The organism is Acidovorax sp. SUPP950 (assembly GCF_030158935.1).
Classification (GTDB): Bacteria; Pseudomonadota; Gammaproteobacteria; order Burkholderiales; family Burkholderiaceae_C; genus Paracidovorax.
The window spans coordinates 569,109-595,466 of the sequence record NZ_BQXE01000001.1 but is presented as its reverse complement, the minus strand read 5'-3'; the positions used below and the strand labels follow the sequence as shown (position 1 = coordinate 595,466).

Sequence of the window (26,358 nt, the reverse complement as noted above, 5' to 3'; positions counted from 1 at the left end):
CGCCCTGTTCCATTCAAGAACCCAAGAGGAGACAAGCGATGAGATTTGCTATCAAGGCTGTAGCTGCATCCGCAATCCTGGTGAGCGCTGGCGGCGCGTTCGCTCAAAAGGGCGACACGGTGAAGATCGCCTGGCTCGACCCGCTGTCCGGCCTCATGGCGGCGGTGGGGACCAACCAGCTCAAGAGCTTCCAGTTCCTCTCGGAGGAGTTCAACAAGAAGAACGCGGCGGGTGTGAAGTTCGAGATCATCGGTATCGACAACAAGCTCAGCCCGCAGGAAACCACCAGCGCCCTGCGCTCTGCCATGGACCAGGGCGCGCGCTACGTGGTGCAGGGCAACGGCTCCGGCCCGGCGCTGGCCATCATCGACGCGCTGGAAAAGCACAACGCGCGCAATCCCGGCAAGGAGGTCATGTACCTCAACTACGCCGCCGTGGACCCCGACCTCACCAACAGCAAGTGCAGCTACTGGCACTTCCGCCTGGATGCCGACACCTCGATGAAGATGGAGGCCATGACCACCTTCATGAAGGACCTGCCCGAGGTCAAGAAGGTGTACCTCATCAACCAGAACTACTCGCATGGCCAGCAGGTCTCCAAGTTCGCCAAGGAGAACCTGGCGCGCAAGCGGCCCGACGTGCAGATCGTGGGCGACGACCTGCACCCGCTGGCCCAGGTGCGCGATTTCGCGCCCTACATCGCCAAGATCAAGCAGTCCGGCGCCGACAGCGTGATCACCGGCAACTGGGGCTCGGACCTGGCCCTGCTCATCAAGGCCGCCAACGATGCGGGGCTGGCCAACGTCAACTTCTACACCTACTACGGCGGCGTGACGGGCAGCCCCACGGCCATGGGCGCGGCGGCGGCGGGGCGCGTGTACATGGTGTCGTACAACCACCTGAACCTGCCCGGCGACATCGGCCGCGTGGTCACCGAGTACAAGAAGAAGTTCAACGACGACATGTACACCGGTGCCGTGTACCACGCCTTCGCCATGCTGGATGCCGCCTTCGTGAAGGCCAAGTCCACCGACCCGGTGAAGGTGGCCCCCGTGCTGGAGGGCATGAAGTTCAACAGCTTCAACGGCGAGGTCGAGATGCGCAAGAGCGACCACCAGCTGCAGCAGGGCCTGTTCGTCTCCAAATGGGAGAAGGCCGGCGGCAAGTACCCCAACGACGCGGAAAATACCGGCTACACCTTCGTGCCGGTGAAGTACTACGAGCCCTACGTGGCCAGCACGCCCACCTCGTGCCAGATGAAGCGGCCCTCCTGATCCGGGCATCCGATTTCATTGCTGTGAGACCTTGGGCCCGGGGTTCCTCGGGCTCTTTTTTTAACCGTGCGGGCGCTGTTCTTCGATGAATCTTGAGTTTTTCGTGATCTCGCTGCTCAACGGCGTCAGCTACGGGCTGCTGCTGTTCATGCTCAGTTCGGGGCTCACCCTCATCTTCAGCATGATGGGCGTGCTCAACTTCGCCCACACCAGTTTCTACATGCTGGGGGCCTACATCGCCTACACCCTGTCCGGCCTGGTCGGCTTCTGGGTGGCGCTGTTCGTGGCGCCGCTGCTGGTGGGCGCGCTCGGTGCCGCGTTCGAGCGCTACGCGCTGCGCCGCGTGCACCAGTACGGCCATGTGCCCGAACTGCTGGTGACCTTCGGCCTGTCGTACCTGGTGCTGGAGGTGGTGCAGCTGGTGTGGGGCCGCTCCACCGTGCCCTACGGCTTGCCCGCGCAATTGCAGGGGCCGCTTTTCACGCTGTACGGCACGCAGTTCCCGAAGTCGCGGTCGTTCGTGATGCTGGTGGCCCTGCTGATGCTGCTGTCCGTGTGGCTGCTGCTTACCCGCACGCGCATCGGCCTGGTGATCCAGGCCGCGCTCAAGCACCCCGACATGGTCGAGGCGCTGGGCCACAACGTGCCGCGCGTGTTCATGCTGGTGTTCGGGGGCGGCTGCGCGCTCGCCGGGCTGGCGGGCGTGATCGGCGGCAACACCTACGTCACCGAGCCGGCGATGGCGGCCTCGGTGGGCTCGATCATCTTCGTTGTCGTCGTCGTGGGCGGCATGGGGTCGCTGGCCGGGGCCTTCCTCGCCTCGCTGCTGATCGGCGTACTGCAGACCTTCGCGGTGGCGCTGGACTATTCGCTGGCGCATGCGCTGCGCGCGGCCGGCATGGCGGTGACCGAGCAGACCTTCGGCTGGCCATTGCTCAAGCTCACCGTGTCGCAGGTGGCGCCCATCCTGCCGTACCTGCTGCTGGTGCTGATCCTCATCTTCCGGCCCAAGGGCCTGCTCGGCACGCGGGAGGACTGAACCCATGCGCTCCCACACCTCATCGCCGCCGGCCTACCGGTTCAAGCCGCTCAACATCGGGCGCATCGTCATCTGGGGCCTGTTCGCGGCCGCGCTCATCGTGGCGCCCATGCTGTTCACCAGCAGCCTGGCGCTCACCATGCTGTCGCAGATCGGCTACCTCATCGTCATCTGCCTCTCGTACAACATGCTGCTGGGGCAGGGCGGCATGCTGAGCTTCGGCCATGCCGTGTACACCGGCCTGGGCTCGTTCATCGCCATCCATGCGATGAACCTGGCCGGCAAGGGCGCGGTGCCCATTCCGCTGGTGTTCATCCCGCTCGTGGGCGGGCTGGCGGGGCTGTTCTTCGCCGTGCTGCTGGGCTTCGTCACCACCAAGAAGTCGGGCACCACCTTCGCCATGATCACCCTGGGCATCGGCGAGCTGGTGGCGTCCATGGCGCTGATGTTCCCCGAGTTCTTCGGCGGGGAGGGCGGCATCACCACCGACCGCGTGTACGGCAAGGGGTTCATGGGCATCACCTTCGGCCCGGCCATCCAGGTGTACTACCTGATCGCGGCCTACTGCTTTGTGTGCACCGCGCTCATGTTCGCCTTCACCGGCACGCCGCTGGGCCGCATCCTGAACGCGGTGCGCGACAACCCCGAGCGCGTGGAGTTCATCGGCTACAACACGCAGCGCGTGCGCTACTTCGCCTTCATCATCGCGGGCTTCTTCGCGGGCGTGGGCGGGGGGCTGGCGGCGATCAACTTCGAGATCGTCACCGGCGCCGACAGCGTGAGCGTGCTGCGCTCGGGCGGCTACCTGCTGTTCACCTTCCTGGGTGGGGCCACCTTCTTCTTCGGGCCCATCATCGGCGCGGTGCTGCTGGTCTTTGCCTCGGTGCTGCTGTCCGAGCTGTCCAAGGCCTGGCTGCTGTACCTGGGCCTCGTGTTCCTGTTCATGGTGATGTATGCGCCCGGCGGCATCGCCAGCCTGATCATGATGAACCTGCGCGTGGCCAAGTACGGCCGGCTGCGCACGCTGTGGGTGTCGTACCTGGCCCTGGGCTGCACGGCCCTGGTGGCGGTGCTGGGCGCGGCCTGCATGGTGGAGATGACCTACCACCTGCAGCTCAATTCGGCGCTCGGGCCACAGATGAACTTTCTCGGCGCCACGCTGAACGCGCGGGCCTTATCCAGCTGGTTCGGGGCGGGCTTCGTGCTGCTGGTGGGCCTCGGCCTGTTCGAGACCGTGCGGCGCCAGTTCCTGCTGCAATGGGGCGCCATCCAGGAAGCCATCGAGCAGGACATCAAGCGGGGGGAGGCCGCATGAGCGTGACCCCCGTCAACACCCCCTATGCGCTGGAGTTGCGCGACCTGCACAAGCGCTTCGGCAAGACCGAGATCATCCGCGGCGCCAACCTGTGCGTGGCCCCGGGCGAGCGCGTGGCCATCATCGGCCCCAACGGCGCCGGCAAGTCGACGCTGTTCAACCTCATCAGCGGACGCTTCGGCGCCACCAGCGGCCAGGTGCTGCTGAACGGCCAGCGCATCGACGGCAAGGCGCCGTACGAGATCAACCGCATGGGGCTGTCGCGCAGCTTCCAGATCACCAACATCTTTCCCAAGCTCAGCGTGTTTGAGAACCTGCGCTGCGGCGTGCTGTGGAGCCTGGGCTACCGCTACACCTTCCTGCGCTTTCTCTCGCGCCTGCACGATGCCAACGAGCGCGCCACGCAACTCATGGAGCAGATCCGCCTGGACAAGAAGCGCGACACGCTGGCCATGAACCTCACCTACGCCGAGCAGCGCGCGCTGGAGATCGGCATCACCATCGCCGGGGGCGCCAACGTCATCCTGCTGGACGAACCCACTGCCGGCATGAGCAAGAGCGAGACCGCGCGTTTCATCCGCCTCATCAAGGAAGTGACGGTGGGCCGCACGCTGCTCACCGTGGAGCACGACATGGGCGTGGTGTTCGGCCTGGCCGACAAGATCGCCGTGGTGGTCTACGGCGAGGTGATCGCCTTCGACACCCCCGAGGCCGTGCGCGCCAACCCGCGCGTGCAGGAGGCCTACCTGGGCTCGGCCGTGGCGGCAGCGCAGCAGGCGGAAGGACACTGAACCATGCTCAAGGTCGACAACCTGCACGCCTACTATGGCAAGAGCCACGTGCTGCATGGCGTCTCGTTCGGCGTGCAGCCGGGCGAGATCGTCGCGCTGCTGGGGCGCAACGGCTCGGGCCGCTCCACCACCGCCAAGGCCATCATGGGCCTGGTGGACTGGGAGGGCACGCTCGAATGGAAGGGCCAGCGCCTCGATGGCAAGAAGGCCTACGAGATCGCGCACCTGGGCCTGGGCTACGTGCCCGAAAGCCGCGACATCTTTCCCAACCTGACCGTGCACCAGAACCTGCTGCTGGGCCAGAAGGGCAAGGGCAAAGGCAGCCGCTGGAGCTTCGACGACATGTACGGCATGTTCCCGCGCCTGAAGGAGCGCCAGCACACCGAAGCCGGCGTCATGTCGGGTGGCGAGCAGCAGATGCTCACCCTGTGCCGCACCCTCATGGGCGACCCCGACCTCATCATCATCGACGAGCCCACCGAAGGCCTCGCGCCCAAGATCGTGGAACTGGTGGGGCAGTACCTCATGGCGATCAAGGCGCGCGGCATCTCGGTGCTGCTCATCGAGCAAAAGCTCACCATCGCCATGACCATCTCCGACCGCGCGCTGGTCATGGGCCATGGGAGCATCGTTTTCGAGGGTACGCCCCAGGGCCTGCGCGAGAACAGTTATGTGCGCAAGGAGTGGCTGGAGGTGTGAGGGGCGGGTGGGGTTGCTTTTGACGCAACCTGCCACCCTGTCCCGCTGAGGGCTCCTCTGGCCTATGGAGGACGCCCACGAGCATTCGCGCGACAAAAGCCACTCAAAACCATCGCACGCAACACACTGATCGGTGGTTAACAAATAGTTAATATTTGGCATGCATTTTTGCCCCGCGCCGGCCGCTCTGCCTTTAACATCCGCCCCAACAAAAAAGATGAAACGGGGAGGTTTCAATGAGCGCAGAAGGCGCGGCCATGTGCGTGCACGTCGGCGATGCACAGGTCTTGGCTTCGGCCATGGACAAGTCCAGAAGGGCGTGCCCAGGGATGCACACCAATCATGGCCGCAAGACCCAACGCAGCAGTGCATTACAGGGCCCGCGAAATCTTGCAACGCGCCCCCGACCGAAGCGGGTACGGGGCGAGGCGGAACATGCATCGAGCCCCTCTCCCACGCCTCAATGTCTGGCCTTGGCGGTGCGTTTGACGCGATGGGCATCTGCCATCTTCTTCCTGGCATTGGTTTCGATGGCCCATGCCCAGCGACTGAGCCAACCGCCGGATGAAAACCGACAAATCATCCAGAAGATGTTGGAAGCCCCAGAGGCCGACATCGACCTGTCCAGAGCCAAATTGGTCATCGACCGAATGATGGACCCCAGTGTCGATGTCGATGCGACATTGGAACGATTGAATGAGATGGCGCGGGGGATTCGAAAGACGCTGCCCACAGGGGCGTCTAAACGCTTGATCTTGGATGCCTTGCGTTTTCACATCTATCAGCCCAACGAGTGGAACGAGCGGCGGCCATTTCAATACGACCTGGAAGATCCCCTGGGCCGCGCTATCAAAAACAAACTGCTGTCCAACTACCTGAGAAGCAGAAAGGGCAACTGCGTCTCGATGCCGTTGCTTTTCATCTTCTTAGGGCAGCGGCTGGGTCTGGACGTCAGCCTGGCGGCCGCCCCCAACCATCTGTTCGTGCAATGGCGAGACAGCGACGGCAAGTTGTACAACTTGGAAACGACCAGCGGCGCCGGTTTCACGCGGGACGCCTGGCTGCGCCAGCAGTCGCCCATGACCGACATTGCTCTGAAATCAGGGATTTACCTGCGGCCCATGCCCAAAAAAGAGGCCATTGTCGCCATGGCAGAAACGCTCATGGCGTTCTATGAAAAGCAGGATCAACCGTATCGGCATGCCGCTATGGCCCAATTTTTATTGAAATACAGTCCCAATGACATCTGTGCGCTTTTGAATCTGTTCACTGCGACGCAGGAAATCCGAAAGCGGGAGTTTATTAGAAAATATCCTGGGCCCAGTGATATACCGATGAATCAGCGCCCGCGGCTCCTGATGCTGGATGATCAACTCAAGTCAATTTACGATCGGGCTTATGGGCTGGGTTGGCGGCCATTGGAAATTTCTGTCAAAAATGGATACGGCGCAAATGCAAAATTTCAAATTTAGGAGAGGGAGAATCTTGATGAAATGGTTTAAATATATATTGCTTGTTAGTTTTTTGAGCTTGGTGCAAGGGCCTGCACTAGCACGGTATATACAGGCCGATCCAATTGGGCTGGATGGTGGGTGGAATAGATATGTTTATGTGGACGGCGATCCACTGAACTATATCGACGCAACTGGTCTGGTAAGAATGAATCCTTTGGCTTTGGCGCCGGAGGGAGTTGGAGGCGGTGGGCTTGCGGGTCTTCCTCCTCTGCCACTTACTGGGCCTGGTGTGACTCGGCCATTTCGTGGTCCAAACGCGCTGCATGCACCAAATGCCACAGTAGTTGAGAAAATGAATAATCTTCCAATTACGACGGGAACTGATTGCTCTGAAATTGCAAAGGTATTAATGAGCACCGCAGGCGATGGACGAATTTTGCGAGTTACAGGAAAGAATGGTGGTGATATACGCCTGATTGAGTATGGCAAGCTGGATGCTGGATTTAAATACCACGAGGTTTATAGTGACGGAAAATATATATATGATCCGCGCTTAAATAGCATTCCAGTCCCTCTTGGTGATTGGACACGAATGATTCAGCAGTTAAATCCTGGGGTGGTAATCAAATGAAAGATTTTGGCAGAGGTGTTATTAATGCTTTGGAAGGCGTTGCCAAATTGGAATGGTTTCGGTATCCCGTATTGAAGCCTGAGCAAATCGGATTTGTACTGCCTATTGCTGTTTGGCGATTTGATAAAAATACGGTAGACGATTATCTCGAAAATCGTCTTATTTCTTGCTTGACTTCATTGTTGGAAAATTATAACGGTAATTTTCCATGGTCTTTGAGTGAGGTCGGTAGAAATTGGATTCTACAGCCTTTATTAATAAAAAAATTGCAAGATAGTGGCGCATTTAAAAATGAGGAGGAAGTTAGAAACCATGTTTTAAATTTTCATTCAAATGTAATGGCGCAAGCGTTTGATGACTATAAGGCGATTGCAGGGCTTATGGAGGCTGATTTAAAAACGCTCTCAAATAATAATTAAAATATAAATGGCTGCGAAAGTGTAGTCCTGTAGGCCACGTTTTTTATGGGCATCATTGCACTCCTGCTGGTGAAAATGGATATGAATATCAATGTGCAAAAGTGGAAAAGAAATTTTTTGACCGTTTGAGGCAGGGTGCCCGGAGAAGTTGTATATGACCGCGATGAAAAAATTTGTATAAGGAAAGATAACTGAGAAGGCGATTTTCTCACTTGGTCTTACGAAGATAAGGGATTTGGGTAAATCGAACACTTTTTGAGCTAATTTACTTATTAAATATAGAATGTAGCTTGGTAATTGTTAAATTAATTTTTTCGACACTGCTGCTCGGCCATGTATGATGGGGTAATTTCGGATGATTTTAATTTGGAATTTATTCCAAAATTCAGAGAATACGAAATCACATACGGTAACGGGGGAAGCTATCAGGCGATTGACTATTGCCCGTGGTGCAGGGAAAAACTGCCACCGTCTCTACGGGCGGCTTGCGTTTGCGTGACGGGTAGACCTCAGCGAGTTCGCCGGTCTCGATGAACCCGACATAGCGATTGATCTTTCTCTGTAGGAGAAGCATCGCATCTCGGTCCCACGGCAGATGGACAACGATGCTCAGATAAGCCGCGCCGGTCTCTGTATCCGTGCCGATCGCGTCGCAGCTGTCATGGTCGCTGTTTCTTCAGTCGGATATCTCCGTCACCAATCTCGACCTCGCTACCCCATCCGAGGTGACGATAGAGCCGCGCAGCGCGGCTCCCATTGGCGGTTTCGAGCCACGCGGCAGGGTGCCGCTCGAACAACGCGCGTTCACAAATCCGGGTCAGGCGCGAGCCTATCCCGCAACCCTCATGTTTGGGTAACACGAACAGGGCAAACAGGCACGCGTCGTCCAAATCGACCATCGCGAAGCCAACGATTTCCTCATCGATGGTCGCGACCCACGCGCAAGGTGCGCTACTAACGGCAAGGGCGATTGCTTCCGGCGTGATGCCTATCGCCGAAAGCTCGTCGGCAGTCATCGTGTTTTCTCCGACAGATGCCCTGACTTTGAACATTGCGTTCACGTCCATGGCGGAGGCAGGCCGAATTTCTGGGGGGCAAGGTTCTCATGAAGTAGCGGTGATCGCGAAGGTCTGCTTCTAGCCGGATTCTGCCCACCGTGTCAGGACGCTGTGGGCCCAAAGCTATCGTTCATAGACCGTCCGGACGAGGCGATCGCCAGTCCGCGAAGAGGGCGCGAAGCTCTTCCGGCGCGATGGAGTACGTAAAGACGTCCATTCCTCCATCGTAGGGACAGAGGATGTTCTTTGTGGACGGAGAGACAAACGATACGCCCACCTCTTTCCAATCGGCTAGCAGGCGAATCGCAGCTTCGAAAAAATCAGGTTTCCATTTGGAAACGAAAGCCCGGACATACATTCGATCCTCTTTGTCCTGTCCGAGACTGATGGGCGGCACAACAGCCAAGGCCTCTCTGAATTGCCGCCCGGCAAGCTGATGCCTCGCTTTTCCACGCAGCCTGGCCTCATCATGGTGTGCGCGAAAAACGTACAAGGGCTCGCCGGCGTTGAAGAGCGCTGAGGCGACGAGATGGTGTCGATGTTCAATTTCGGCGTATTCCTCCAGCGATTCCGCGTACCGCTTTGAGTCAGGGAGTGAATGGAACCGCACCCATTTCGCACTGAGCGCGCGACGCAGAAGATGCCCGCGAGGGGCAATCTCGCCGAACTCAGACTGCCACCAGGCAAGGGGATCAGGGTGCATATTCGTTACGCTATCCAAGCGCATTTTGCTGATTGCGTAGGCTGAAAGCGGCCATGCCGACTCGCAAGATAGTACTCATTCGTTCACGGCCACGGATTGGTAGCGACCAGCCTGAAGCCGTCAGCAAAGCACGTGTTGTGATTCGTCGCTCCTGCCTGATGGACTCATCATGTCGGCTTGCGCCGCCACGCGTCAGACCGAAGTGGTGCTGGTAGATCACCTTCGGGTTCAAGGCCTAAGGGATCCAACTCGTCGAACCAAGCATCGCGCAAGGAGGGGGCAGTTGAACCCGCGCCATGGGCAATAGACGATTCTCTGAATACCACCGCCGCATTCAGCGCGGTAATGGACTCCATTTTCTTGAAAGCGGGGCTCATAGGAAAGATAAAACTGGCCGTTGCGAGATGAGCCGTCATCTGGTGACAGAAGTGATCATGCATACCAACCAGCCTTTCGATGTGCGCGTCGGATCGAATTCCGCCCTGCGCAATTGGACACTTTCGGTTCGTTGAGGTCGCTCAGCTCCCACGTGCAGGCGTCGTCTTACAGGGCGTGACACCGACTGCCACGTCCGCCAACGACCAGAGTCGGTCCCCACTAAACCTCCTTTTTTTTCCTCTGCCAAAGCGCCGCGTCACCGACCCGCGAGTCCTTTGATAGCGTTCAATGCACCGGCCGCCCCAGCCATTGGCTCGCCCTGGAGATCGCGTAATTCACCAGGCAGTACAGCGCCGCGACCACCAGGTACACCGGTACCAGCGAGTGGTAGTTGGCGATGAGCACCTTGGCGTTCTGCATGAGTTCGCCATAGGTGACGACGTAGCCGAAGGTGGTGTCCTTGACCACGATGACCAGTTGCGCGACCAGGGCCGGGACGATGTAGCGCAGCGCCTGGGGAAAGACGACGACGGAAAAGACCTGGACCTCGGTCAGCCCCAGGCTTCGCGCGGCATCGGTCTGGCCTCGGGGAACGGCGAGCACGCCCGCGCGGTACACCTCGGCCACGACGGCGGCGGTGCTCAGGCCGACGGGCAGGGTCAGCATCCAGTAGGTGCTCAGTTTGATCCCGGCCGACGGCAGTACCAGAAAGCACACGTAGATGAGCAGCAGCGTCGGCGTGCCACGCAGGAACTCGATGGCCGCGGTGCTGGGCCAGCGCACGAGCCGCAACCGCGCCCGGCGGCCCACCATCAGTACGAGGCCGAGGGTCAGCGCGATGACGGCGGCCATCGCCGCCGAGGCCAGCGTGCCGAGCAGGCCCTTGGCCAGGAAGGCCCAGGTCGAGGGCCAGGCGAAGAATTTCCAGAACCGGGCGTCGAGCTGCCCCGCCGAGTGGAACCGGAACGCGACCGCCGCCGCCAGCAGGAGCAGCAGGGCCGCCGCGGCCCCGCTTGCGACACGCGCGACGGTTTGGGCCCGGGGGCTGGGCGCCCCGAACAGGATGTCTTCGAGGGGGCGGCTCATCGCAGGATTCGCACCTTCTTTTCCAGGGCGGCGCCGGCCCAGGCGATCAGCAGCCCGGACGCCACGTACATCGCGGCGGCCACTGCGAACGCGGCCATGCCGGCCGCGGAGTCGTTGGCGATCTTGGACACGAGCGTGGTGAGTTCCCGGCCCGGAAACGGCACCTGCGATGCCAGCGAGGTGGACAGCATCAACGCAATGAGCAGCGAGGTCATCGGTTGCACCACCGCGCGCAGCGCCTGCGGCAGCAGCACCGCCGAGACGATGCGCATCGGGCGCATGCCCAGGCTGAGGGCGGCCTCGATCTGGCCGCCGGCCACGGTGTTGATGCCCGAGCGCAGGTAGTCCGCCGTGAACGCGGAGCAGACCAGTATCAACGTCAGGATGACGGCGGGCTCATAGTCGAACAGCACGTTCAGGTCGGGCAGCGCGAACACGATGAAGATCAGCAGCGCGACGCTGGGAATGTTGCGGAAGATCTCGACGTAGACGGTCAGGACGAAGCGCAGCGGCGGCAGCGGCAAGAGCCGAAGCACCGTCACGGCCATGCCCAGCACGAAGCCGGGCACGAACGACAGAACCGTGAGCTTCCACGTCAGCAAAAGGGCCTGCCCGAAGGCAGGCCCGTGGTCGGCCAGGAGCCGGGAGACCTCGCCCATCGGGGATCAGGGCAGGGCGGGGGGCGTCGGCACGGCGGTGCTGCCGGTTCGCTGTCCGATGGAAATGGTCCAGAGCTTGGCCCAGGTGCCGTCGGCTTCGATCTTCTTGAGGAAGGCATTGACGAAGGCCACGCCGTCCGAGCCCTTGGGCAGTCCGATGCCGTAGGGGTCTTGCGCACCGAAGGGGGCGCCGGCCAGTTTGGCGTCGCCGGTTCCCAGGCTCAGGGCGTTGAGCAGCAGCGTGTGGTCGGTCACGTAGGCATCCACGCGTCCCTGGCGCAGGGCGTCCAGGGCCTCCTGGTGGGTCTGGAACTCTTGCACGGCCGCCTTGGGCGCGTACTGCGCCAGGATCGCGGGGCCCGTGGAGCCCGCCTGCGTGGCGACCTTCTTGCCGGCCAGGTCGTCGTGTGACTGGATGGTCTTGTTGTTCGCCTTGACCAGCACGCCGGCCTGCGAGGTGTAGTAGGGCCCGGCGAACGAGATCTTCTCGGCGCGGGCGGGCGTGATGGAATAGGTGGCGAACACCATGTCCACCTGACCGTTGATGAGCACCTGCTCGCGCGTGGCCGAGGTCACCTGCGTGAACTGGACCTTGGCCCCGTCGCCCAGGATGTAGCGCGTGATGAGCTGGGCCAGGCCGGCGTCGAAGCCGCGCATCCTGCCGTCCTTCTCGTTGAGCAGCGAGAACAGGTTCGAGGTCTGCGTGCCGCCCAGGCGCAGGGTGCCGGCCTGCTTGATCTTGCTGGCCCAGGTGCTGGATGCGATGGTGGCCGCGTCAGCGACGGGGCCCTGCGCGACCAGCGCGTCGAACGCCGCGGTGTTGATGGACGTGCCCTGTGCGAAAAGCGACCCGCTGGAGGCGATCGCCAGGGCCGCCACGGTGGATTTCAGAAGGGTTTTGATCGACATGCGTTCCTCTTGAATGGTGTGTTGCGTGAATCCGTGTATAGCACCGATCGCCGGACTGCGGCGCCACGGGCGCGTGCCAGCGGCGAGCATAGCCCGACTCGCCCTCGACATGCTCCGTCGGCATGTGTGCTATTTAATTGATAGCATTATGCCCTAGTAACTACTGTGCTGGAGGCCAATTGGGGTATAAGTCTTGATCGGGCTGGGGCTGGCTTGTGGCCGAATGGGCGAACGCTGCGTCCACTTTCAACCGCTGCGGCGGCTCGAACGCCGTCACCTCCGGCAACGGCCCCCGCCACAGCGCCACCTCCACCCGCGCGCTCTGCGCCGCGCAGCCCTGCGACAGGCGGGAACTGCCGACATCTGGCGTGACCAGGTTGGGGTTGCCATGCTTGTCCAGGCTGCCGGCCACCTGCGGGTCCAGCGGGTCGTACCAGGCGCCCGTGGCGATCTGCGCCACGCCGGGACGCAGGCCGTCGCTCAGCACTGCCCCGGCCAGGAAGGCGCCGTGGGCGTTGAACACGCGCACCACGTCGCCCCCGGCGATGCCGCGGCGCAGTGCGTCGGCGCGGTTCAACGTGATCGGCTCGCGGCCCTGCACCTTGGTGGCGCGGCTCACGCGGCCGTGGTCGTATTGGCTGTGCAGCCGCGCCGCGGGCTGGTGCGACAGCAGGTGGATGGGCCAGGCGGATGCCTCGGGCGCGAACCACGTGGCCTGGCCCGGGCAGTCGTCGTAGCCGAAGCGGTCGATGGTCTGCGAGAACAGCTCGATGCGCCCCGAGGGCGTGGGCAGCGGGTGCGCGGCCGGGTCTTGTCGAAAGCGTTCCAGCAGCACCACGGGTGCGGCGGGCCGGGACAGTTCGAGGTGGCCGGCGCTCCAGAACGCATCGAACGGGGGCAGTGCGATGCCCGCCGCTTCGGCGCGCGGGCGGGCGGCTTCATACAGGTGGCGCAGCCATTGCGCGGTGTCGCGCCCTTCGGTGTAGGCGGCCTCGAAGCCCAGCCGCCCGGCCAGCGCGCGGAAGATGGCGTAGTCGTCCCGGGCCTCGCCCACGGGCGCGATGGCAGCGCGCATGGCGATCATGCGCGGCTCGCTGGCGGCGCTGCCGATGTCGTCGCGCTCCAGCGAGGTGGTGGCGGGCAGCACGATGTCGGAGTATTGGGCCTGCGCCGTCCATACCTGTTCGTGCGTCACGATGGTTTCGGGCCGTTGCCAGGCCTCGATGGTGCGGTTCAGGTCCTGGTGGTGGTGGAACACGTTGCCGCCGGCCCAGTACAGCAGGCGGGCATGAGGGTAGCGATGGCGTTCGCCGTTGTAGTCGAACGGCTCGCCGGGCTGCAGCAGCATGTCGGCGATGCGCGCCACGGGAATGAAGGCGCCAACGGGGTTGTGCCCCTGCGGCAGGCGCGCGCCCGAGAAGCTGCCGTGCCCGCTGCCGATGTAGTTCATGCAGCCGTACCCCAGGCCGAAGCCGCCGCCGGGCAGCCCGATCTGGCCCAGCAGCGCGGCCAGGGTGACGGCCATCCAGAACGGTTGCTCGCCGTGCCGCGCGCGCTGCAGCGAGTAGGTGCAGTTGACGAGGGTGCGCTGGCGGGCCATGCGCCGCGCCAACGCCACGATGCGCTCGGCGGGAATGCCGGTGTGCGCGGCGGCCCACTCGGGCGTCTTGGCGGTGCCGTCGGCACCGTGGCCCAGCAGGGCGTCGCGCACCCGGTCGAAGCCTACGGTGTAGCGGGCGCAGAAGGCGGCGTCGTGCAGGCCTTCGGTGACCAGCACGTGGGCCAGGCCCATCATCAACGCGGTATCGGTGCCGGGGCGGATCGGCAGCCACTCGGCCCCGGGCACGGCCGCCAGGTCGTCGCGCGCCGGGCTGATGTTGACGAAGGCCGTGCGCCCGCCCGCGGCCATGCGGGCCAGGGCCGGCGCCGCGCCGTGGTCGCTCGCGCCGCCCGGGCTCACCTGCGTGTTGCGCACGGGCAGGCCGCCGAAGGCCACGAACAGCTCGCAGTGCTGCGCCAGCACGTCCCACGCGGTGTGGTGCTGCAGCAGCGCGTCCATGCCATCGACGATGTGCGGCAACAGCACGCGGCCGGCGCCCAGGCTGTAGCTGTCCTTGCTGGCGATGTAGCCGCCGAAGCCGTTCAGGAAGCGGTGCAGCTGGCTCTGCGCGTGGTGAAAGCGCCCCGCGCTCGACCAGCCGTAGCTGCCGCCGAAGAGGGCCTCGTTGCCGTGGGCCGCGCGCACGCGGCGCAGTTCGCCGGCCACCAGGTCCAGCGCCACGTCCCACGGCAGTTCGACGAAGGGCTCGCGCCCGCGCAGGTGGCCGCTCGTGTGGCGCGTGGCCGGGTCCAGGAAGCTGCGGCGCACGGCGGGCCGGCGCACGCGGGTGGGCGAGTCGATGGCGCCGGGCAGGGACTGGCCGATGGGGGAGGGCGCGGCGTCCCACGGCGCAGGCGCCATGCCGGTGAGCCGGCCGCCTTCGACGATGGGCCGGTACACGCCCCAGTGCGTGGCGGTGAAGGCGGCGTGGGCCGTCGGCGCCGGATTCGCAGAGTGAGGCGGATGGGTTCGCGGGGCGGTGCTCACAGCCGGGCCAGATAGTCCTTGACCTGGACCTTCTGCGGCAGGATCTTGCGCTGCGACAGCCAGTCGGCGGCGTTCTGGAATTTCTGGATGAAGGCTGCGTCGTTCACGCCGTGCACCTCCCAGCGGCGTTTGAGTTGGAGCAGCGAGGCGCGCACGGCGTCGCTGTAGTTGGCGTCCTGCTGGTAGAGCGCCTCGGCCTCGGCCGCGTTCTGCGTGGCCCATTGGGCTTCGGCGGCGTAGGCCGCGTTGACGGCGTGCACGATGGCGGTGTTCTCTTCGGCGAATTTCCGGTGGGTGACGTAGGAGTTGAAGTCGATCAGGAAGTCGAGGTCGCGCCCCTCGAAGAACACGTCATGCGCCTTGTACTCGGTGCGGGCGATGTCCACGCCCGGGCTCCACATCGACCAGGCGTCGATCTTGCCCTGCGCGAAGGCGGGGCCGGCGTCGGGTGGGTTCAGGTACACGAACTTGACCTGGCTGCGGTCGATGCCGTGCTTTTCCAGGGCGGCCACGAGCAGGAATTCGCCCAGGCCCGAGCGGTTGACCGCCACCGACTTGCCCACCAGGTCCTGCACCTTGTCGATGCCCGAGCCGTCCTTGGCGATGATGGCCGTGCTGCGCGGCTCCACGATGGCGAACTGCGTGAACACCAGCGGCGAGCCCGCGATCATGGCCGCCAGAGCGGGCGTGGTGCTGCCGCCGAAACCGAAGTCGCTGCTGCCGCCTGTCACCGCCTGCAGCGACGGCGCGTGGTTGGGAAACGGCCCCACCCACTGCACCTTGATGCCGTCCTGGGCCAGGCGCTTTTCGAACGCGCCCCGCGTCTTGGCCAGGCCGGGCAGGCCGCCGCGGCCCCAGGCCAGGCGCACGGTGTCGGTGTTGCGCGCGGCCGGGTTGGCGGCGAAGGCCGGTGCCTGCAGCGCGGCCAGGCCGCCGGCCAGCAGGCCGGCCTGCAGGAAGCTGCGGCGGGAGGACGATGGGGCGTGGGGGGCGGCGAAAGCGTCGGTCGAAACGGCGGAGGTCATGGTGCGGGAGAAAGAAAAAGTCATTCGGGAAGCCATTCGGAAGGCGGGAATCGGTGCGGGGGCATCAGGCCTCGGCGGCCACGCCCAGCTCGGCCAGCAGGGCCTCGCGCAGCGCCACGGCGTGGGGGTGGGTGCGCAGGGTCTGCGCCTCGGGCGGCACGGCGTATTCGCCGGCGATGGCGCCTTCGCGCATCACCAGCACGCGGTCGGCCAGGGCGATGGCTTCGTCCACGTCGTGCGTCACGAGCAGCACGCCGGGCTGGTGGCGCCGTACCAGCGCCTTGACCAGGGCGTGCATGCGGATGCGCGTCAGGGCGTCGAGCGCGGCGAAGGGTTCGTCGAGCAACAGCAGGCGCGGCTCGCGCACCAGCGCACGGGCCAGGGCCACGCGCTGGGCTTGGCCGCCCGAGAGGTTGCGCGGCCAGTCGTGCAGCCGGTCGCCCAGGCCCACTTCGGCCAGGGCCTGCTGGGCCAGGGCTTGCGCGGTGTCGCCCTCCAGGCCCAGCGCCACGTTGCGCCACAGCGGCTCCCAGGGCAGCAGGCGGTGTTCCTGGAACACCACGGCCGGCTGGGGCGGACCGTCGATGCGGCCGCCGTCGATGGTGTCCAGGCCCGCCAGGGCGCGCAGCAGCGTGGTCTTGCCGCAGCCGCTCTCGCCCAGCAGGGCGACGAACTCGCCGCGTGCGATGGCCAGATCGAGCCCGTCGATCACCGTGCGCTCGCCGTAGCGGCGGCGCAGGCTGTGCACGGCGACGGCGGTGCCGGCGGTGCCGGCGGTGGTGGGGGCGTGCGGCGCGCTCATCGGCCACCCCGCGCGGCGTAGTTGGGGTGCCACGACAGCAGCCGCCGCTCCAGCGCCCGCGCCACCGCGTCCGAAGCCACGCCGATGGCGGCATAGACCACGATGGTGAGCACGATCACGTCGGTGCGCAAAAACTCGCGCGCGTCCATGGCCAGAAAGCCGATGCCGGCCTCGGTCGCGATGGTCTCGGCGATCACCAGCGCCAGCCAGGCCACGGCCAGCGCGTAGCGCACGCCCGCCAGGATGGAGGGCAGGGCGCCCGGCAGCACGATGCGGCGGATCAGCGCGGCGGTGGACAGGCCGTTGACCCGGCCCACCTCCACCAGCTTGGGGTCCACCTGCCGGATGCCTAGCACGGTGTTGATGTAGATGGGGAACATCACGCCCAGCGACACCAGGAAGATCTTGCCCGCCTCGTCCACGCCGAACCACACGATGACCAGCGGCAGCATGGCCAGGAACGGCACCGCGCGCACCATCTGCACGCTGCGGTCCAGCAGGGCCTCGGCCAGCCGCGAGAACCCCACCAGCGTGCCCAGCGTGAAGCCGATGGTGCCGCCGATGGCGAAGCCCGTGGCCGCGCGCAGCAGGCTCACGCCCAGGTCGCTGATGAGCTGGCCCTGCAGCACCAGCTGCCACGCGGTCTGCGCCACGCGGCTGGGCGCGGGCAGCACCTGGGGAGACAGGGCGCCAGCGCGGGCGAACAGCTCCCACACCAGCACGAGGGCGAGCGGTGCCAGCCATGAAATCAGGGCCAGGCTGCGTGGGCTCCAGGGGCGTGGTGCCCGGCGCGCGGCCGGGGCGGCCGGCGCCGTGTGCTGCGTGCCGATGCGCGCCGCGGTGGGAAGGTGCTGTGTCCATTCGCTCATGGGAGGATCCTCTGCGTGCGGGAAAACGGCCGAGGCTACCGGCGCGCGCCGCACGGCGATACGAAGGAAAACCGACGTGCATATGACGTTTGCGTGCGAGCCCCGCGCCGGCGGGTGTCCCAGAGCGGACACCGGTGGATACCTGGCCGCCATGCAAGGCCCCTAGAATGGAAAAGCACGATCGTTCGCTAAAGAGCCGCCAAGGCCCGCAGCGTTGTCTTTTCAAACCCGAGGAACAAGCGCATGACCGCTGAGTACCAAGTCCACGGCGATGTGGCCGTGATCACGCTCGACAACCCCCCCGTCAATGGCCTGGGCCATGCCACCCGCCAGGGCGTGGCCGACGGGCTGGCGCGTGCCAACGCCGACGCGGCCGTCCGCGCCATCGTCATCACGGGCGCCGGTGGGGCGTTCTCCGGCGGGGCCGACATCAAGGAGTTCGGCACCGACAAGGCGCTGCAGGAGCCCAACCTGCAATCGGTGATCCTGGCGGTGGAGAACTCGGCCAAGCCCGTGGTGGCGGCCATCCATTCGGTGTGCATGGGCGGCGGGCTGGAGCTGGCCCTGGGTTGCCACTACCGCATCGCCGCGCCGGGCTGCAGCGTGGCGCTGCCCGAGGTCAAGCTGGGCCTGCTGCCCGGCGCTGGCGGCACGCAGCGCCTGCCGCGCGTGCTGGGCGTGGAGGCCGCGCTCAACATGATCGTGAGCGGCGAGACGGTCAAGAGCGAGCTGATCGGCTCCATCCCCGGCCAGAAGCTGTTCGACAAGCTGGTGGCCTCGCCCGAGGCGCTGGCCGCCGAGGCATTGGCCTTCGCCCAGAGCGTGGCTGACGTGCGTCCGCTGCCGCTGGTGCGCAACCTGCCCTGCAAGCACCCCGAGGGCGATGCGTACTTCCAGTTCGCGCGCAACATGGTCAAGGGCATGGCCAAGAACTTCCCGGCGCCCGCCAAGTGCGTGGACGCCGTCGAGGCCGCCACCAAGCGCAAGTTCGCCGATGGCATCGCCTATGAGCGCGAGCTGTTCATCAACCTGATGTGGACGCCCGAGTCCCGCGCGCTGCGCCACCTGTTCATGGCCGAGCGTGCCGCAAGCAAGATCGCCGACGTGCCCTCCAGCACCCCGAAGCGCGACATCCAGAAGGTCGGCGTGATCGGCGCGGGCACCATGGGCGGCGGCATCGCCATGAACTTCCTGAACGCCGGCATTCCCGTGACGATTCTGGAGACCAAGCAGGAGGCGCTGGACCGCGGCATCGCCACGATCCGTAAGAACTACGAGTCGCAGGTCAAGAAGGGCAAGCTCAAGGAAGACAAGTACCAGCAGCGCATGGGGCTGCTCGCCACCACGCTGGACTACGCCGACCTCAAGGACGCCGACCTCATCATCGAAGCCGTGTTCGAAGAACTGGGCGTGAAGGAGGCCGTGTTCAAGCAGCTCGATGCTGTGGCCAAGCCCGGCGCGATCCTGGCGTCCAACACCTCCACGCTGGATGTGGACAAGATCGCCGGCTTCACGAAGCGCCCGCAGGACGTGGTGGGCATGCACTTCTTCAGCCCTGCCAACGTGATGAAGCTGCTGGAAGTGGTGCGCGGCCAGGCCACCGCCAAGGACGTGCTGGCCACGGTGATGGCCCTGGCCAAGAAGATCAAGAAGACCGCCGTGGTCTCGGGCGTGTGCGACGGCTTCATCGGCAACCGCATGATCGAGCAGTACAGCCGCCAGGCGGGCTTTTTGATCGAGGAGGGCGCCACGCCGCAGCAGGTGGACAAGGCGGTGGAGAAGTTCGGCTTCGCCATGGGCCCGTTCCGCATGGGCGACCTGGCCGGCAACGACATCGGCTGGGCGATCCGCAAGCGCCGCTACCAGGAAAAGCCCGACATGAAGTACAGCAAGACGGCCGACCTGCTGTGCGAGATGGGCCGCTATGGCCAGAAGACCGGCGCGGGCTGGTACGACTACCAGGCCGGCAAGCGCGATGCGATCCCGAGCGATGTGGTCAACCGCATGATCGAAGACCACCGCAAGGCCCTGGGCATCACGCCGCGCAAGATCTCGGACGAAGAGATCGTGCAGCGCCTGGTGTTCTCGCTGGTGAACGAAGGCGCGCACATCCTGGAGGACGGCATCGCCGGCAAGTCGGGCGACATCGACATGGTGTACCTCACCGGCTACGGCTTTCCGATCCACCGCGGCGGCCCCATGCACTACGCCAACGAGGTCGGCCTGTTCAACGTGGTGCAGGCCATGAAGCGCTTCGCGCAGAACCCGCTGGACGACGCGAAGTTCTGGGAGCCCGCGCCGCTGCTGGCCCGGCTCGCCGCGGAAGGCAAGGCCTTCTCCTGACCCGACCGACCGCACCGCACGTGTCCCCCCGAATCCCAAGGAATTGCACATGACCTCCGCAGTGATCGTTTCCACCGCCCGCACGCCGCTCGCCAAGAGCTGGAAGGGCTCGTTCAACATGACCCACGGCGCCACGCTGGGCGGCCATGCCGTGCAGCACGCCATCGCGCGCGCCGGCATCGACGGCGCGGAAGTGGAAGACGTCATCATGGGTTGCGCCAACCCCGAGGGCGCCACGGGCGCCAACATCGCACGCCAGATCGCGCTGCGCGCCGGCCTGCCGGTCAGCGTGTCGGGCGTGACGGTGAACCGCTTTTGCTCGTCGGGCCTGCAGACCATCGCCCTGGCGGCGCAGCGCATCATCGCCGGCGAGGCCGACGTGTACGTGGCCGGCGGCGTGGAGAGCATCTCCTGCGTGCAGCAGGAGATGAACCTGCACATGCTGCGCGACCTGGCGCTGGCCAAGGCCAAGCCCGAGATCTACTGGAGCATGCTGGAGACCGCCGAGCAGGTCGCCAAGCGCTATGGCATCGGCCGCGACGCCATGGACGAATACGGCGCCGCCAGCCAGCAAAAGGCCTGCGCCGCGCAGGCCGCGGGCTTGTTCGACGACGAGATCGCCCCCATCACCGTGACGGCCGGCGTGGCCGACAAGGTGCGCGGCCTCATCACCCAGCAGGTGACGGTCTCCAAGGACGAAGGCACGCGCGAAGGCACCACCAAGGAAGGCATCAGCGGCATCCGCCCGGCCATGCCCGGCGGCGTGATCTCGGCCGGCAATGCCAGCCAGTTCTCGGACGGTGCCGGCGCCTGCGTGCTGGTGAGCGAGGACTACGCCAGCCGCAAGGGCCTGAAGCCCCTGGGCCGCTTCCTGGGCTTCGCGGTGGCGGGCTGCGAGCCCGACGAGATGGGCATCGGCCCCGTGTTCGCCGTGCCCAAGGTGCTCAAGAAGCTGGGCCTCACGGTGAATGACATCGACCTGTGGGAGCTGAACGAGGCCTTCGCCGTGCAGGTGCTGTACTGCCGCGACAAGCTGGGCATTCCCGCCGACCGCCTGAACGTGAACGGCGGCGCCATCGCCCTGGGCCACCCCTACGGCGTGAGCGGCCAGCGCCTCACGGGCCATGCGCTCATCGAAGGCAAGCGCCGCGGCGCCAAGCGCGTGGCGGTGACCATGTGCATCGGCGGCGGCATGGGCGCGGCCGGCATCTTCGAAGTGCTGTAACCGCACGGGGCACGCCCATGGCCGCGCCACCCGTCACCGTGCCGCCCGAGGCCTTCCTGGCCATGGGCCGCGAGGTGCTGGCGGCGCAGCCCTTCAGCGTGCTGCTGGGCGCCGAACTGCACGCGTTCGCCCCGGGCGCGTGCGAACTGCACCTACCCATCACCGAGCAGATCCGCCAGCAGCACGGCTTCGTGCACGGCGGGGCGGTGAGCTACCTGGCCGACAACGCGCTCACCTACGCGGGCGGCTCGGCGCTGCGGGTGCCGGTGGTCACCTCGGAGTTCAAGATCAACTACGTGCGGCCCGCCGTGGGCGAGCGCTTGGTGGCGCGCGCCCAGGCCGTGCATGCCGGGGCGTCGCAGGCGGTCTGCCGCTGCGACGTGTTCGCGGTGCAGGGCGGGGTGGAAAAGCTCTGCGCCATCGCCCAGGGCACCATCGTGGCCCTGCCATCGCATGCCGCGCCTTCGCCACCGGCTTCGCCCGGCTGAACGCCAGTGGTGGTTGTTTGCTATTGTTTTTGTAGCTGTATGCCGCCGCATTCATTGCGGTGAAGCCTTATTCGATGCCCCATCATGAGCCTGCGCACCACGGTTGATTTCTTGCTCTACGACTGGCTGGACGCTCCCGCGCTGCAGGCGCGCGAGCGCTTTGCCGACCATTCGCGCGAAACCTTCGATGCGGTGCTGGACACCTGCGAGCGCATCGCCCGCGAAAAGTACGCCCCGTTCAACCGCCTGGTGGACACCGAGGAGCCGCGTTTCGACGGCGAGAAGGTGATCCTGCCGCAGGCCACGCACGAGGCGCGCCGCGCCTATGCCGAGTCAGGCCTGCTGGGCGCCGCGCAGGACTACGAGCTGGGCGGCATGCAGCTGCCCTACACGGTGGAGGCGGCGGCCAACAGCTTCTTCGCCGCGGCGTCGGCCAGCATCGGCTCCAACCTGCTCACCTCGGGCAATGCCAACCTGCTGATGGCGCACGGCACGCCAGCGCAGCAGCAGGTGTTCGCGCACAACGAATTCAACGGCCGCTGGGCCGGCACCATGTGCCTGTCGGAGCCGCAGGCAGGCTCGTCGCTCTCGGACGTGGCCACGCGCGCCGTGCCGGACGCGGACGGCGATGGCGGCGGCGGCGATGCCTGGCAGCAGGACCCGCTGGGCCCGCGCTACCGCCTGACCGGCAACAAGATGTGGATCTCCTCCGGCGACCACGAGCTGACCGAGAACATCGTGCACCTGGTGCTGGCCAAGATCCCCGGGCCGGATGGCAAGCTGGTGCCGGGCACGCGCGGCATCTCGCTGTTCATCGTGCCCAAGCGGCTCGTCGATGCGCAGGGCCAGCTCACGGGCGTGCGCAACGACGTGGCGCTGGCGGGGCTCAACCACAAGCTGGGCTGGCGCGGCACGACGAACACGCTGCTGAACTTCGGCGAGGGGCGCTACCCCGTCGAGGGGCGCGCGGGCGCCATCGGCTACCTCGTGGGGCAGCCGGGCGAGGGCCTGAAGTGCATGTTCCACATGATGAACGAGGCGCGCATCGCCATCGGCATGGCCGCGACCATGCTGGGCCTGGCCGGCTACCACGCGAGCCTGGACTACGCGAAGAACCGGCCGCAGGGCCGTCTGCTGGGCAAGGCCGGCAAGGACGCGAGCGCCCCCCAGGTGCGCCTGATCGAGCATGCCGACATCAAGCGCATGCTGCTGGCGCAAAAGAGCTACGGCGAGGGCGCGCTGGCGCTCAACCTGTACTGCGCGCGCCTGGTGGACGAACAGCACACCGGCACCTCGCCCGACGCCGACGAGGCGCGGCTGCTGCTGGAGGTGCTGACGCCGATTGCCAAGAGCTGGCCCAGCGAGTGGTGCCTGGAGGCCAATTCGCTCGCCATCCAGATCCACGGCGGCTACGGCTACACGCGCGACTTTCCCGTGGAGCAGTACTGGCGTGACAACCGCCTGAACATGATCCACGAGGGCACGCACGGCATCCAGGCGCTGGATCTGCTGGGCCGCAAGGTGCTGATGGAAAACGGCCGGGGCCTGCAGCTGCTGGCCGCGCGCATCAACGCCACCGTGGAGCAGGCCATCCAGCAGCCCGCGCTGGCGGCGCACGCCAACGCGCTGGCCCAGGCGCTGCAGCAGGTGGGCGCGGCCACCAAGGCCGCCTGGGCGACGGGCGAGCCCACCGAGGCGCTCGCCAACGCCGTGCCCTACATGCAGGCCTTCGGCCACACGGTGCTGGCCTGGGTGTGGCTGGACGTGGCCCTGGCCACGCTGCGCGCCGATGCCGCGCAGGCCGCGCCCGCGAGCGTGGGCCGCCTGGGCGCAGCGCGCTACTTCTTTCATTACGAACTGCCCAAGATCGGCGCCTGGCTGAACGTGGTGCGCACGCGCGACGACACCTGCGCCAGCCTGCCGGAAGACGCGTTCTGAGCGCGCCCGGCCATCGCTCCCGGGACACCGCCGGGCGCCGGTCCGCAGCACAATGCACCGGCGCCGCGCGGATCGGGCAACGTTCAGGCAGGCCGCGCCGGCCCACCATCACCACCAACGAGGAGACCCCGACATGACCCGCACCATCCAACAACTGTTCGACCTCTCCGGCAAGACCGCGCTGGTCACCGGCGGCTCGCGCGGGCTGGGGCTGCAGCTGGCGCAGGCGCTGGGCGAGGCCGGCGCGCGCATCGTGCTCAGCTCGCGCAAGGCGTCCGATCTGGAGGAGGCCACGGCCACCTTGCAGCAGGCCGGCATCGACACGCGCTGGATCGCCGCCGACTGCGCGCAGGAGACCGACATCCGCCGTCTGGCCGACGAGACGCTGCAGCGCGTGGGCGACGTGGACATCCTCGTCAACAACGCCGGTGCCGCCTGGGGCGCCCCGGCCGAGGACCACCCGGTGGAGGCCTGGGACAAGGTGATGAACCTGAACGTGCGCGGCTACTTCATCCTGAGCCAGCAGATCGCCAAGCGCAGCATGATCGGGCGGCGCAGCGGCAGCATCATCAACGTGGCCTCCATCGCCGGCCTGGGCGGAAACCCCAGCGGCATGAACACCATCGCTTACAACACCTCCAAGGGCGCCGTGATCAACTTCACCCGTGCGCTGGCCGCCGAGTGGGGCAAGTACAACCTTCGCGTGAACGCCATCTGCCCCGGCTTCTTCCCGAGCCGGATGACGGTGGGCACCCTGAAGGCCATGGGCGAGGAAAAGCTCGCCAACCATGCGCCGCTCGGACGGCTGGGCGACGACGAAGACCTGAAGGGCCTGTGCGTGCTGTACGCCAGCGATGCCGGCAAGCACATCACCGGCCAGTGGCTGGCCGTCGATGGTGGCGTGAGCATCGTCACGGGCGGCTGAATGTGGCCCCCACGGTCGCGCACTGCGTGTCGCTCCCTGCCCCCCGAGGGGCCGCGTTTCGCCTTGGGGCGGCCCGGCGGCGAAACCTCCGCTACCCCTCGGCGGCACTGGTGAGGCGGGCGGTGTGTTTTCGTGGCTATGCTTTTCGTCTTCCCAATGATTCCTGGAGTGCCCTGTGCTGAGTTTTGGTGTCGAAATTCCTTTTGTCGATGAGCTGGGCTTCACGCTGCACCACATGAAGGGTGGCGCGTCCGAGCTGCACTATGAAGCGCGGCCGGAGCACATGAACTCGTTCGACGTCACGCACGGCGGTGCCTCCATGACGCTGCTGGACGTGGCCATGGCCACGGCGGCGCGCAGCGACACGCCCGACTTCGGCGTCGTCACCATCGAGATGAAGACCAGCTTCATGCAGCCCGCGCGCGGCCCGCTGGTGGCGCGGGGGCGGCTCATCCACCGCACCGTGTCCATGGCCTTCACCGAAGGCACGGTCACCGATGCGGAAGGCCGCGTGTGCTGCCATGCCACCGGCACCTTCAAGTACGTGCGGCGCAAGCCCGCTACGCCCGGCGCGCCCGACGGCGCGGGCGCCACGGAGGGCGCACTGCCCACCGATTGACCCACCCAACCGAGCCCGCCAGGGTTCGGAGTCCTATCGCCTGCCAGCGCAATGAAAACGCCGGCATGCTGCTATCAAAAAAATAGTCAACCCAAGGAGTCCAACATGCCCAGCAACGAACAGATCCTGCTCGACAACCGCCCGCAGGGCGAAGCGGCCACCAGCAACTTCAAGCGGGTGACCACCGACACGCCGGCCCTGAAGGACGGCGAGGTGCTGGTGCGCCACCACTACCTCAGCCTGGACCCGTACATGCGCGGCCGCATGAACGACAGCAAGAGCTACGCGGCCAGCCAGCCGCTGGGCGAGGTGATGATCGGCGGCACGGTGGGTGAGGTGGCGGAAAGCCGCCACCCGAAGTTCGCCGTGGGCGATAAGGTCGTCGGCATGGGCGGCTGGCAGCAGTTCAGCGTGGTGGACGGCAACGCCCCCGGCATGCTGCGCAAGGTCGATACCACCCATGTGCCGCTGTCGCACTACCTGGGTGCCGTGGGCATGCCGGGCGTGACCGCCTGGTACGGCCTGGTGAAGATCATCGCGCCCAAGGCCGGTGAAACGGTGGTGGTGAGCGCGGCCACCGGCGCGGTGGGCAGTGCCTTCGCCGCGCTGGCCAAGGCCCGCGGCTGCCGCGTGGTGGGCATCGCCGGCGGTCCCGAAAAATGCAAGTACGCGACCGAGGAACTGGGCTTCGACGCCTGCATCGACCACCGCGAGCACGGCGACCTCAAGGCCATGTCCAAAGCCCTGAAGGAAGCCTGCCCGGACGGCATCGACGGCCACTTCGAGAACGTGGGCGGCTACATCCTCGACGCCGTGCTGCTGCGCGCCAACGCCTTCGCCCGCGTGGCCGTGTGCGGCATGATCGCCGGCTACGACGGCCAGCCGCTGCCGCTGCAGAACCCCGCGCTGATCCTGGTGAACCGCATGAAGATCGAAGGCTTCATCGTGAGCGAGCACATGGAGATCTGGCCCGAGGCGCTCAAGGAACTGGGCACGCTGGTCGGCTCCGGCCAACTGCGCCCGCGCGAGACCATCGCCGAGGGCTTGGCCGCGGCGCCCGAGGCCTTCCTGGGCCTGCTCAAGGGCAAGAACTTCGGCAAGCAGCTCGTCAAGCTCGTCTGA

The 26,358-nt window shown here is 65.6% G+C and carries 26 protein-coding genes and 1 pseudogene; 16 read left to right on the top strand and 11 right to left on the bottom strand.

All coding sequences use genetic code 11. The features are described from left to right. Nucleotides 1-38: 38 nt before the first annotated feature. The 9 genes from AVME950_RS02915 to AVME950_RS24365 all read left to right on the top strand — a co-directional run bounded on the left by AVME950_RS02915 (nt 39) and on the right by AVME950_RS24365 (nt 8,156). Nucleotides 39-1,274, top strand: a complete 1,236-nt coding sequence (locus AVME950_RS02915; protein WP_284401886.1) for a branched-chain amino acid ABC transporter substrate-binding protein — start codon at nt 39-41, stop codon at nt 1,272-1,274. An 85-nt stretch (nt 1,275-1,359) separates the two neighbouring features. Continuing rightward, on the top strand, nt 1,360-2,313 hold the full coding sequence (locus AVME950_RS02910; RefSeq protein WP_284409351.1) for a branched-chain amino acid ABC transporter permease: 954 nt from the start codon (nt 1,360-1,362) through the stop codon (nt 2,311-2,313). Nucleotides 2,314-2,317: 4 nt separating this feature from the next. Next, nucleotides 2,318-3,628, top strand: a complete 1,311-nt coding sequence (locus tag AVME950_RS02905; RefSeq protein ID WP_284428697.1) for a branched-chain amino acid ABC transporter permease — start codon at nt 2,318-2,320, stop codon at nt 3,626-3,628. Then, on the top strand, nt 3,625-4,419 hold the full coding sequence (locus tag AVME950_RS02900; protein WP_272563917.1) for an ABC transporter ATP-binding protein: 795 nt from the start codon (nt 3,625-3,627) through the stop codon (nt 4,417-4,419). The genes AVME950_RS02905 and AVME950_RS02900 overlap by 4 nt, the downstream gene beginning before the upstream one ends. 3 nt (nt 4,420-4,422) lie before the next feature. Beyond that, nucleotides 4,423-5,118, top strand: coding sequence for an ABC transporter ATP-binding protein (locus AVME950_RS02895; protein ID WP_272563916.1), 696 nt, complete (start codon nt 4,423-4,425; stop codon nt 5,116-5,118). Between the two features lie 236 nt (nt 5,119-5,354). Continuing rightward, a complete protein-coding gene (locus AVME950_RS02890; protein WP_284428696.1) occupies nt 5,355-6,590 on the top strand; it encodes a transglutaminase family protein in 1,236 nt (411 codons plus the stop codon). A 16-nt stretch (nt 6,591-6,606) separates the two neighbouring features. Then, the gene (locus tag AVME950_RS02885) at nt 6,607-7,203 is read left to right on the top strand and encodes an RHS repeat-associated core domain-containing protein (protein ID WP_284428695.1); all 597 of its coding nucleotides are present in this window, start codon (nt 6,607-6,609) and stop codon (nt 7,201-7,203) included. Then, nucleotides 7,200-7,622 carry a hypothetical protein gene (locus AVME950_RS02880; RefSeq protein WP_284428694.1) on the top strand — a complete coding sequence of 141 codons (423 nt, stop codon included), beginning with the start codon at nt 7,200-7,202 and terminating at the stop codon, nt 7,620-7,622. Before AVME950_RS02885 ends, AVME950_RS02880 begins: the two co-directional genes overlap by 4 nt. 333 nt (nt 7,623-7,955) lie before the next feature. Next, complete coding sequence (locus AVME950_RS24365; protein WP_502869351.1) at nt 7,956-8,156, top strand: DUF6980 family protein; 201 nt, start codon at nt 7,956-7,958, stop codon at nt 8,154-8,156. Between the two features lie 4 nt (nt 8,157-8,160). On the opposite strand, the pseudogene AVME950_RS24360 reads toward AVME950_RS24365, so the two are convergent. From AVME950_RS24360 to AVME950_RS02830, 11 genes and pseudogenes are all read right to left on the bottom strand, one after another. After that, nucleotides 8,161-8,229 (bottom strand): annotated as a pseudogene (locus AVME950_RS24360) (hypothetical protein); the annotation flags it as partial. 52 nt (nt 8,230-8,281) lie between these two features. After that, entirely contained in the window at nt 8,282-8,638 is a 357-nt protein-coding gene (locus tag AVME950_RS02875) for a GNAT family N-acetyltransferase (protein ID WP_284428693.1), read from the bottom strand. Nucleotides 8,639-8,810: 172 nt separating this feature from the next. Continuing rightward, nucleotides 8,811-9,383: a DUF3885 domain-containing protein gene (locus tag AVME950_RS02870; protein ID WP_284428692.1), complete on the bottom strand. Its 573-nt coding sequence runs from the start codon at nt 9,381-9,383 to the stop codon at nt 8,811-8,813. Nucleotides 9,384-9,550: 167 nt separating this feature from the next. After that, nucleotides 9,551-9,823, bottom strand: coding sequence for a hypothetical protein (locus AVME950_RS02865; RefSeq protein WP_284428691.1), 273 nt, complete (start codon nt 9,821-9,823; stop codon nt 9,551-9,553). A gap of 223 nt (nt 9,824-10,046) precedes the next feature. Continuing rightward, nucleotides 10,047-10,847 (bottom strand): amino acid ABC transporter permease, encoded by an 801-nt coding sequence (locus AVME950_RS02860; protein ID WP_284428690.1) that lies wholly within the window; start codon nt 10,845-10,847, stop codon nt 10,047-10,049. Then, nucleotides 10,844-11,506: an ABC transporter permease subunit gene (locus tag AVME950_RS02855; RefSeq protein ID WP_272568813.1), complete on the bottom strand. Its 663-nt coding sequence runs from the start codon at nt 11,504-11,506 to the stop codon at nt 10,844-10,846. Before AVME950_RS02855 ends, AVME950_RS02860 begins: the two co-directional genes overlap by 4 nt. A gap of 6 nt (nt 11,507-11,512) precedes the next feature. After that, nucleotides 11,513-12,415, bottom strand: a complete 903-nt coding sequence (locus tag AVME950_RS02850) for a glutamate ABC transporter substrate-binding protein (RefSeq protein ID WP_284428689.1) — start codon at nt 12,413-12,415, stop codon at nt 11,513-11,515. Between the two features lie 160 nt (nt 12,416-12,575). Further along, on the bottom strand, nt 12,576-15,002 hold the full coding sequence (locus tag AVME950_RS02845) for a molybdopterin-dependent oxidoreductase (protein WP_284428688.1): 2,427 nt from the start codon (nt 15,000-15,002) through the stop codon (nt 12,576-12,578). After that, nucleotides 14,999-16,027, bottom strand: a complete 1,029-nt coding sequence (locus tag AVME950_RS02840; protein ID WP_284428687.1) for an NrtA/SsuA/CpmA family ABC transporter substrate-binding protein — start codon at nt 16,025-16,027, stop codon at nt 14,999-15,001. Before AVME950_RS02840 ends, AVME950_RS02845 begins: the two co-directional genes overlap by 4 nt. Before the next feature lie 64 nt (nt 16,028-16,091). After that, complete coding sequence (locus AVME950_RS02835; protein ID WP_284428686.1) at nt 16,092-16,829, bottom strand: ABC transporter ATP-binding protein; 738 nt, start codon at nt 16,827-16,829, stop codon at nt 16,092-16,094. Then, nucleotides 16,826-17,698, bottom strand: a complete 873-nt coding sequence (locus AVME950_RS02830; protein ID WP_284428685.1) for an ABC transporter permease subunit — start codon at nt 17,696-17,698, stop codon at nt 16,826-16,828. Before AVME950_RS02830 ends, AVME950_RS02835 begins: the two co-directional genes overlap by 4 nt. A gap of 243 nt (nt 17,699-17,941) precedes the next feature. On the opposite strand from AVME950_RS02830, the gene AVME950_RS02825 reads away from it, so the two are divergent. From AVME950_RS02825 to AVME950_RS02795, 7 genes are all read left to right on the top strand, one after another. Further along, entirely contained in the window at nt 17,942-20,041 is a 2,100-nt protein-coding gene (locus tag AVME950_RS02825) for a 3-hydroxyacyl-CoA dehydrogenase NAD-binding domain-containing protein (RefSeq protein WP_284428684.1), read from the top strand. A 49-nt stretch (nt 20,042-20,090) separates the two neighbouring features. Next, the gene (locus tag AVME950_RS02820) at nt 20,091-21,266 is read left to right on the top strand and encodes an acetyl-CoA C-acyltransferase (protein ID WP_284428683.1); all 1,176 of its coding nucleotides are present in this window, start codon (nt 20,091-20,093) and stop codon (nt 21,264-21,266) included. 17 nt (nt 21,267-21,283) lie between these two features. Next, nucleotides 21,284-21,754 (top strand): PaaI family thioesterase, encoded by a 471-nt coding sequence (locus tag AVME950_RS02815; protein ID WP_284428682.1) that lies wholly within the window; start codon nt 21,284-21,286, stop codon nt 21,752-21,754. An 84-nt stretch (nt 21,755-21,838) separates the two neighbouring features. Then, a complete protein-coding gene (locus AVME950_RS02810; RefSeq protein WP_284428681.1) occupies nt 21,839-23,692 on the top strand; it encodes an acyl-CoA dehydrogenase in 1,854 nt (617 codons plus the stop codon). 133 nt (nt 23,693-23,825) lie between these two features. After that, on the top strand, nt 23,826-24,617 hold the full coding sequence (locus AVME950_RS02805; protein ID WP_272568825.1) for an SDR family oxidoreductase: 792 nt from the start codon (nt 23,826-23,828) through the stop codon (nt 24,615-24,617). A gap of 175 nt (nt 24,618-24,792) precedes the next feature. Next, entirely contained in the window at nt 24,793-25,236 is a 444-nt protein-coding gene (locus AVME950_RS02800) for a PaaI family thioesterase (protein ID WP_284427144.1), read from the top strand. A 105-nt stretch (nt 25,237-25,341) separates the two neighbouring features. Next, a complete protein-coding gene (locus AVME950_RS02795) occupies nt 25,342-26,358 on the top strand; it encodes an NADP-dependent oxidoreductase (RefSeq protein ID WP_284428680.1) in 1,017 nt (338 codons plus the stop codon).

Coding starts and splice junctions, on each gene's coding strand:
- AVME950_RS02910 (WP_284409351.1), top strand. CDS start 1,360: ATGAATCTTGAGTTTTTCGTGATCTCGCTGCTCAACGGCGTCAGCTAC.
- AVME950_RS02890 (WP_284428696.1), top strand. CDS start 5,355: ATGAGCGCAGAAGGCGCGGCCATGTGCGTGCACGTCGGCGATGCACAG.
- AVME950_RS02865 (WP_284428691.1), bottom strand. CDS start 9,823: ATGCATGATCACTTCTGTCACCAGATGACGGCTCATCTCGCAACGGCC.
- AVME950_RS02855 (WP_272568813.1), bottom strand. CDS start 11,506: ATGGGCGAGGTCTCCCGGCTCCTGGCCGACCACGGGCCTGCCTTCGGG.
- AVME950_RS02860 (WP_284428690.1), bottom strand. CDS start 10,847: ATGAGCCGCCCCCTCGAAGACATCCTGTTCGGGGCGCCCAGCCCCCGG.
- AVME950_RS02830 (WP_284428685.1), bottom strand. CDS start 17,698: ATGAGCGAATGGACACAGCACCTTCCCACCGCGGCGCGCATCGGCACG.
- AVME950_RS02820 (WP_284428683.1), top strand. CDS start 20,091: ATGACCTCCGCAGTGATCGTTTCCACCGCCCGCACGCCGCTCGCCAAG.
- AVME950_RS02895 (WP_272563916.1), top strand. CDS start 4,423: ATGCTCAAGGTCGACAACCTGCACGCCTACTATGGCAAGAGCCACGTG.
- AVME950_RS02840 (WP_284428687.1), bottom strand. CDS start 16,027: ATGACCTCCGCCGTTTCGACCGACGCTTTCGCCGCCCCCCACGCCCCA.
- AVME950_RS02825 (WP_284428684.1), top strand. CDS start 17,942: ATGACCGCTGAGTACCAAGTCCACGGCGATGTGGCCGTGATCACGCTC.
- AVME950_RS02810 (WP_284428681.1), top strand. CDS start 21,839: ATGAGCCTGCGCACCACGGTTGATTTCTTGCTCTACGACTGGCTGGAC.
- AVME950_RS24365 (WP_502869351.1), top strand. CDS start 7,956: ATGTATGATGGGGTAATTTCGGATGATTTTAATTTGGAATTTATTCCA.
- AVME950_RS02835 (WP_284428686.1), bottom strand. CDS start 16,829: ATGAGCGCGCCGCACGCCCCCACCACCGCCGGCACCGCCGGCACCGCC.
- AVME950_RS02885 (WP_284428695.1), top strand. CDS start 6,607: ATGAAATGGTTTAAATATATATTGCTTGTTAGTTTTTTGAGCTTGGTG.
- AVME950_RS02880 (WP_284428694.1), top strand. CDS start 7,200: ATGAAAGATTTTGGCAGAGGTGTTATTAATGCTTTGGAAGGCGTTGCC.
- AVME950_RS02875 (WP_284428693.1), bottom strand. CDS start 8,638: ATGACTGCCGACGAGCTTTCGGCGATAGGCATCACGCCGGAAGCAATC.
- AVME950_RS02900 (WP_272563917.1), top strand. CDS start 3,625: ATGAGCGTGACCCCCGTCAACACCCCCTATGCGCTGGAGTTGCGCGAC.
- AVME950_RS02915 (WP_284401886.1), top strand. CDS start 39: ATGAGATTTGCTATCAAGGCTGTAGCTGCATCCGCAATCCTGGTGAGC.
- AVME950_RS02815 (WP_284428682.1), top strand. CDS start 21,284: ATGGCCGCGCCACCCGTCACCGTGCCGCCCGAGGCCTTCCTGGCCATG.
- AVME950_RS02850 (WP_284428689.1), bottom strand. CDS start 12,415: ATGTCGATCAAAACCCTTCTGAAATCCACCGTGGCGGCCCTGGCGATC.
- AVME950_RS02795 (WP_284428680.1), top strand. CDS start 25,342: ATGCCCAGCAACGAACAGATCCTGCTCGACAACCGCCCGCAGGGCGAA.
- AVME950_RS02905 (WP_284428697.1), top strand. CDS start 2,318: ATGCGCTCCCACACCTCATCGCCGCCGGCCTACCGGTTCAAGCCGCTC.
- AVME950_RS02805 (WP_272568825.1), top strand. CDS start 23,826: ATGACCCGCACCATCCAACAACTGTTCGACCTCTCCGGCAAGACCGCG.
- AVME950_RS02870 (WP_284428692.1), bottom strand. CDS start 9,383: ATGCACCCTGATCCCCTTGCCTGGTGGCAGTCTGAGTTCGGCGAGATT.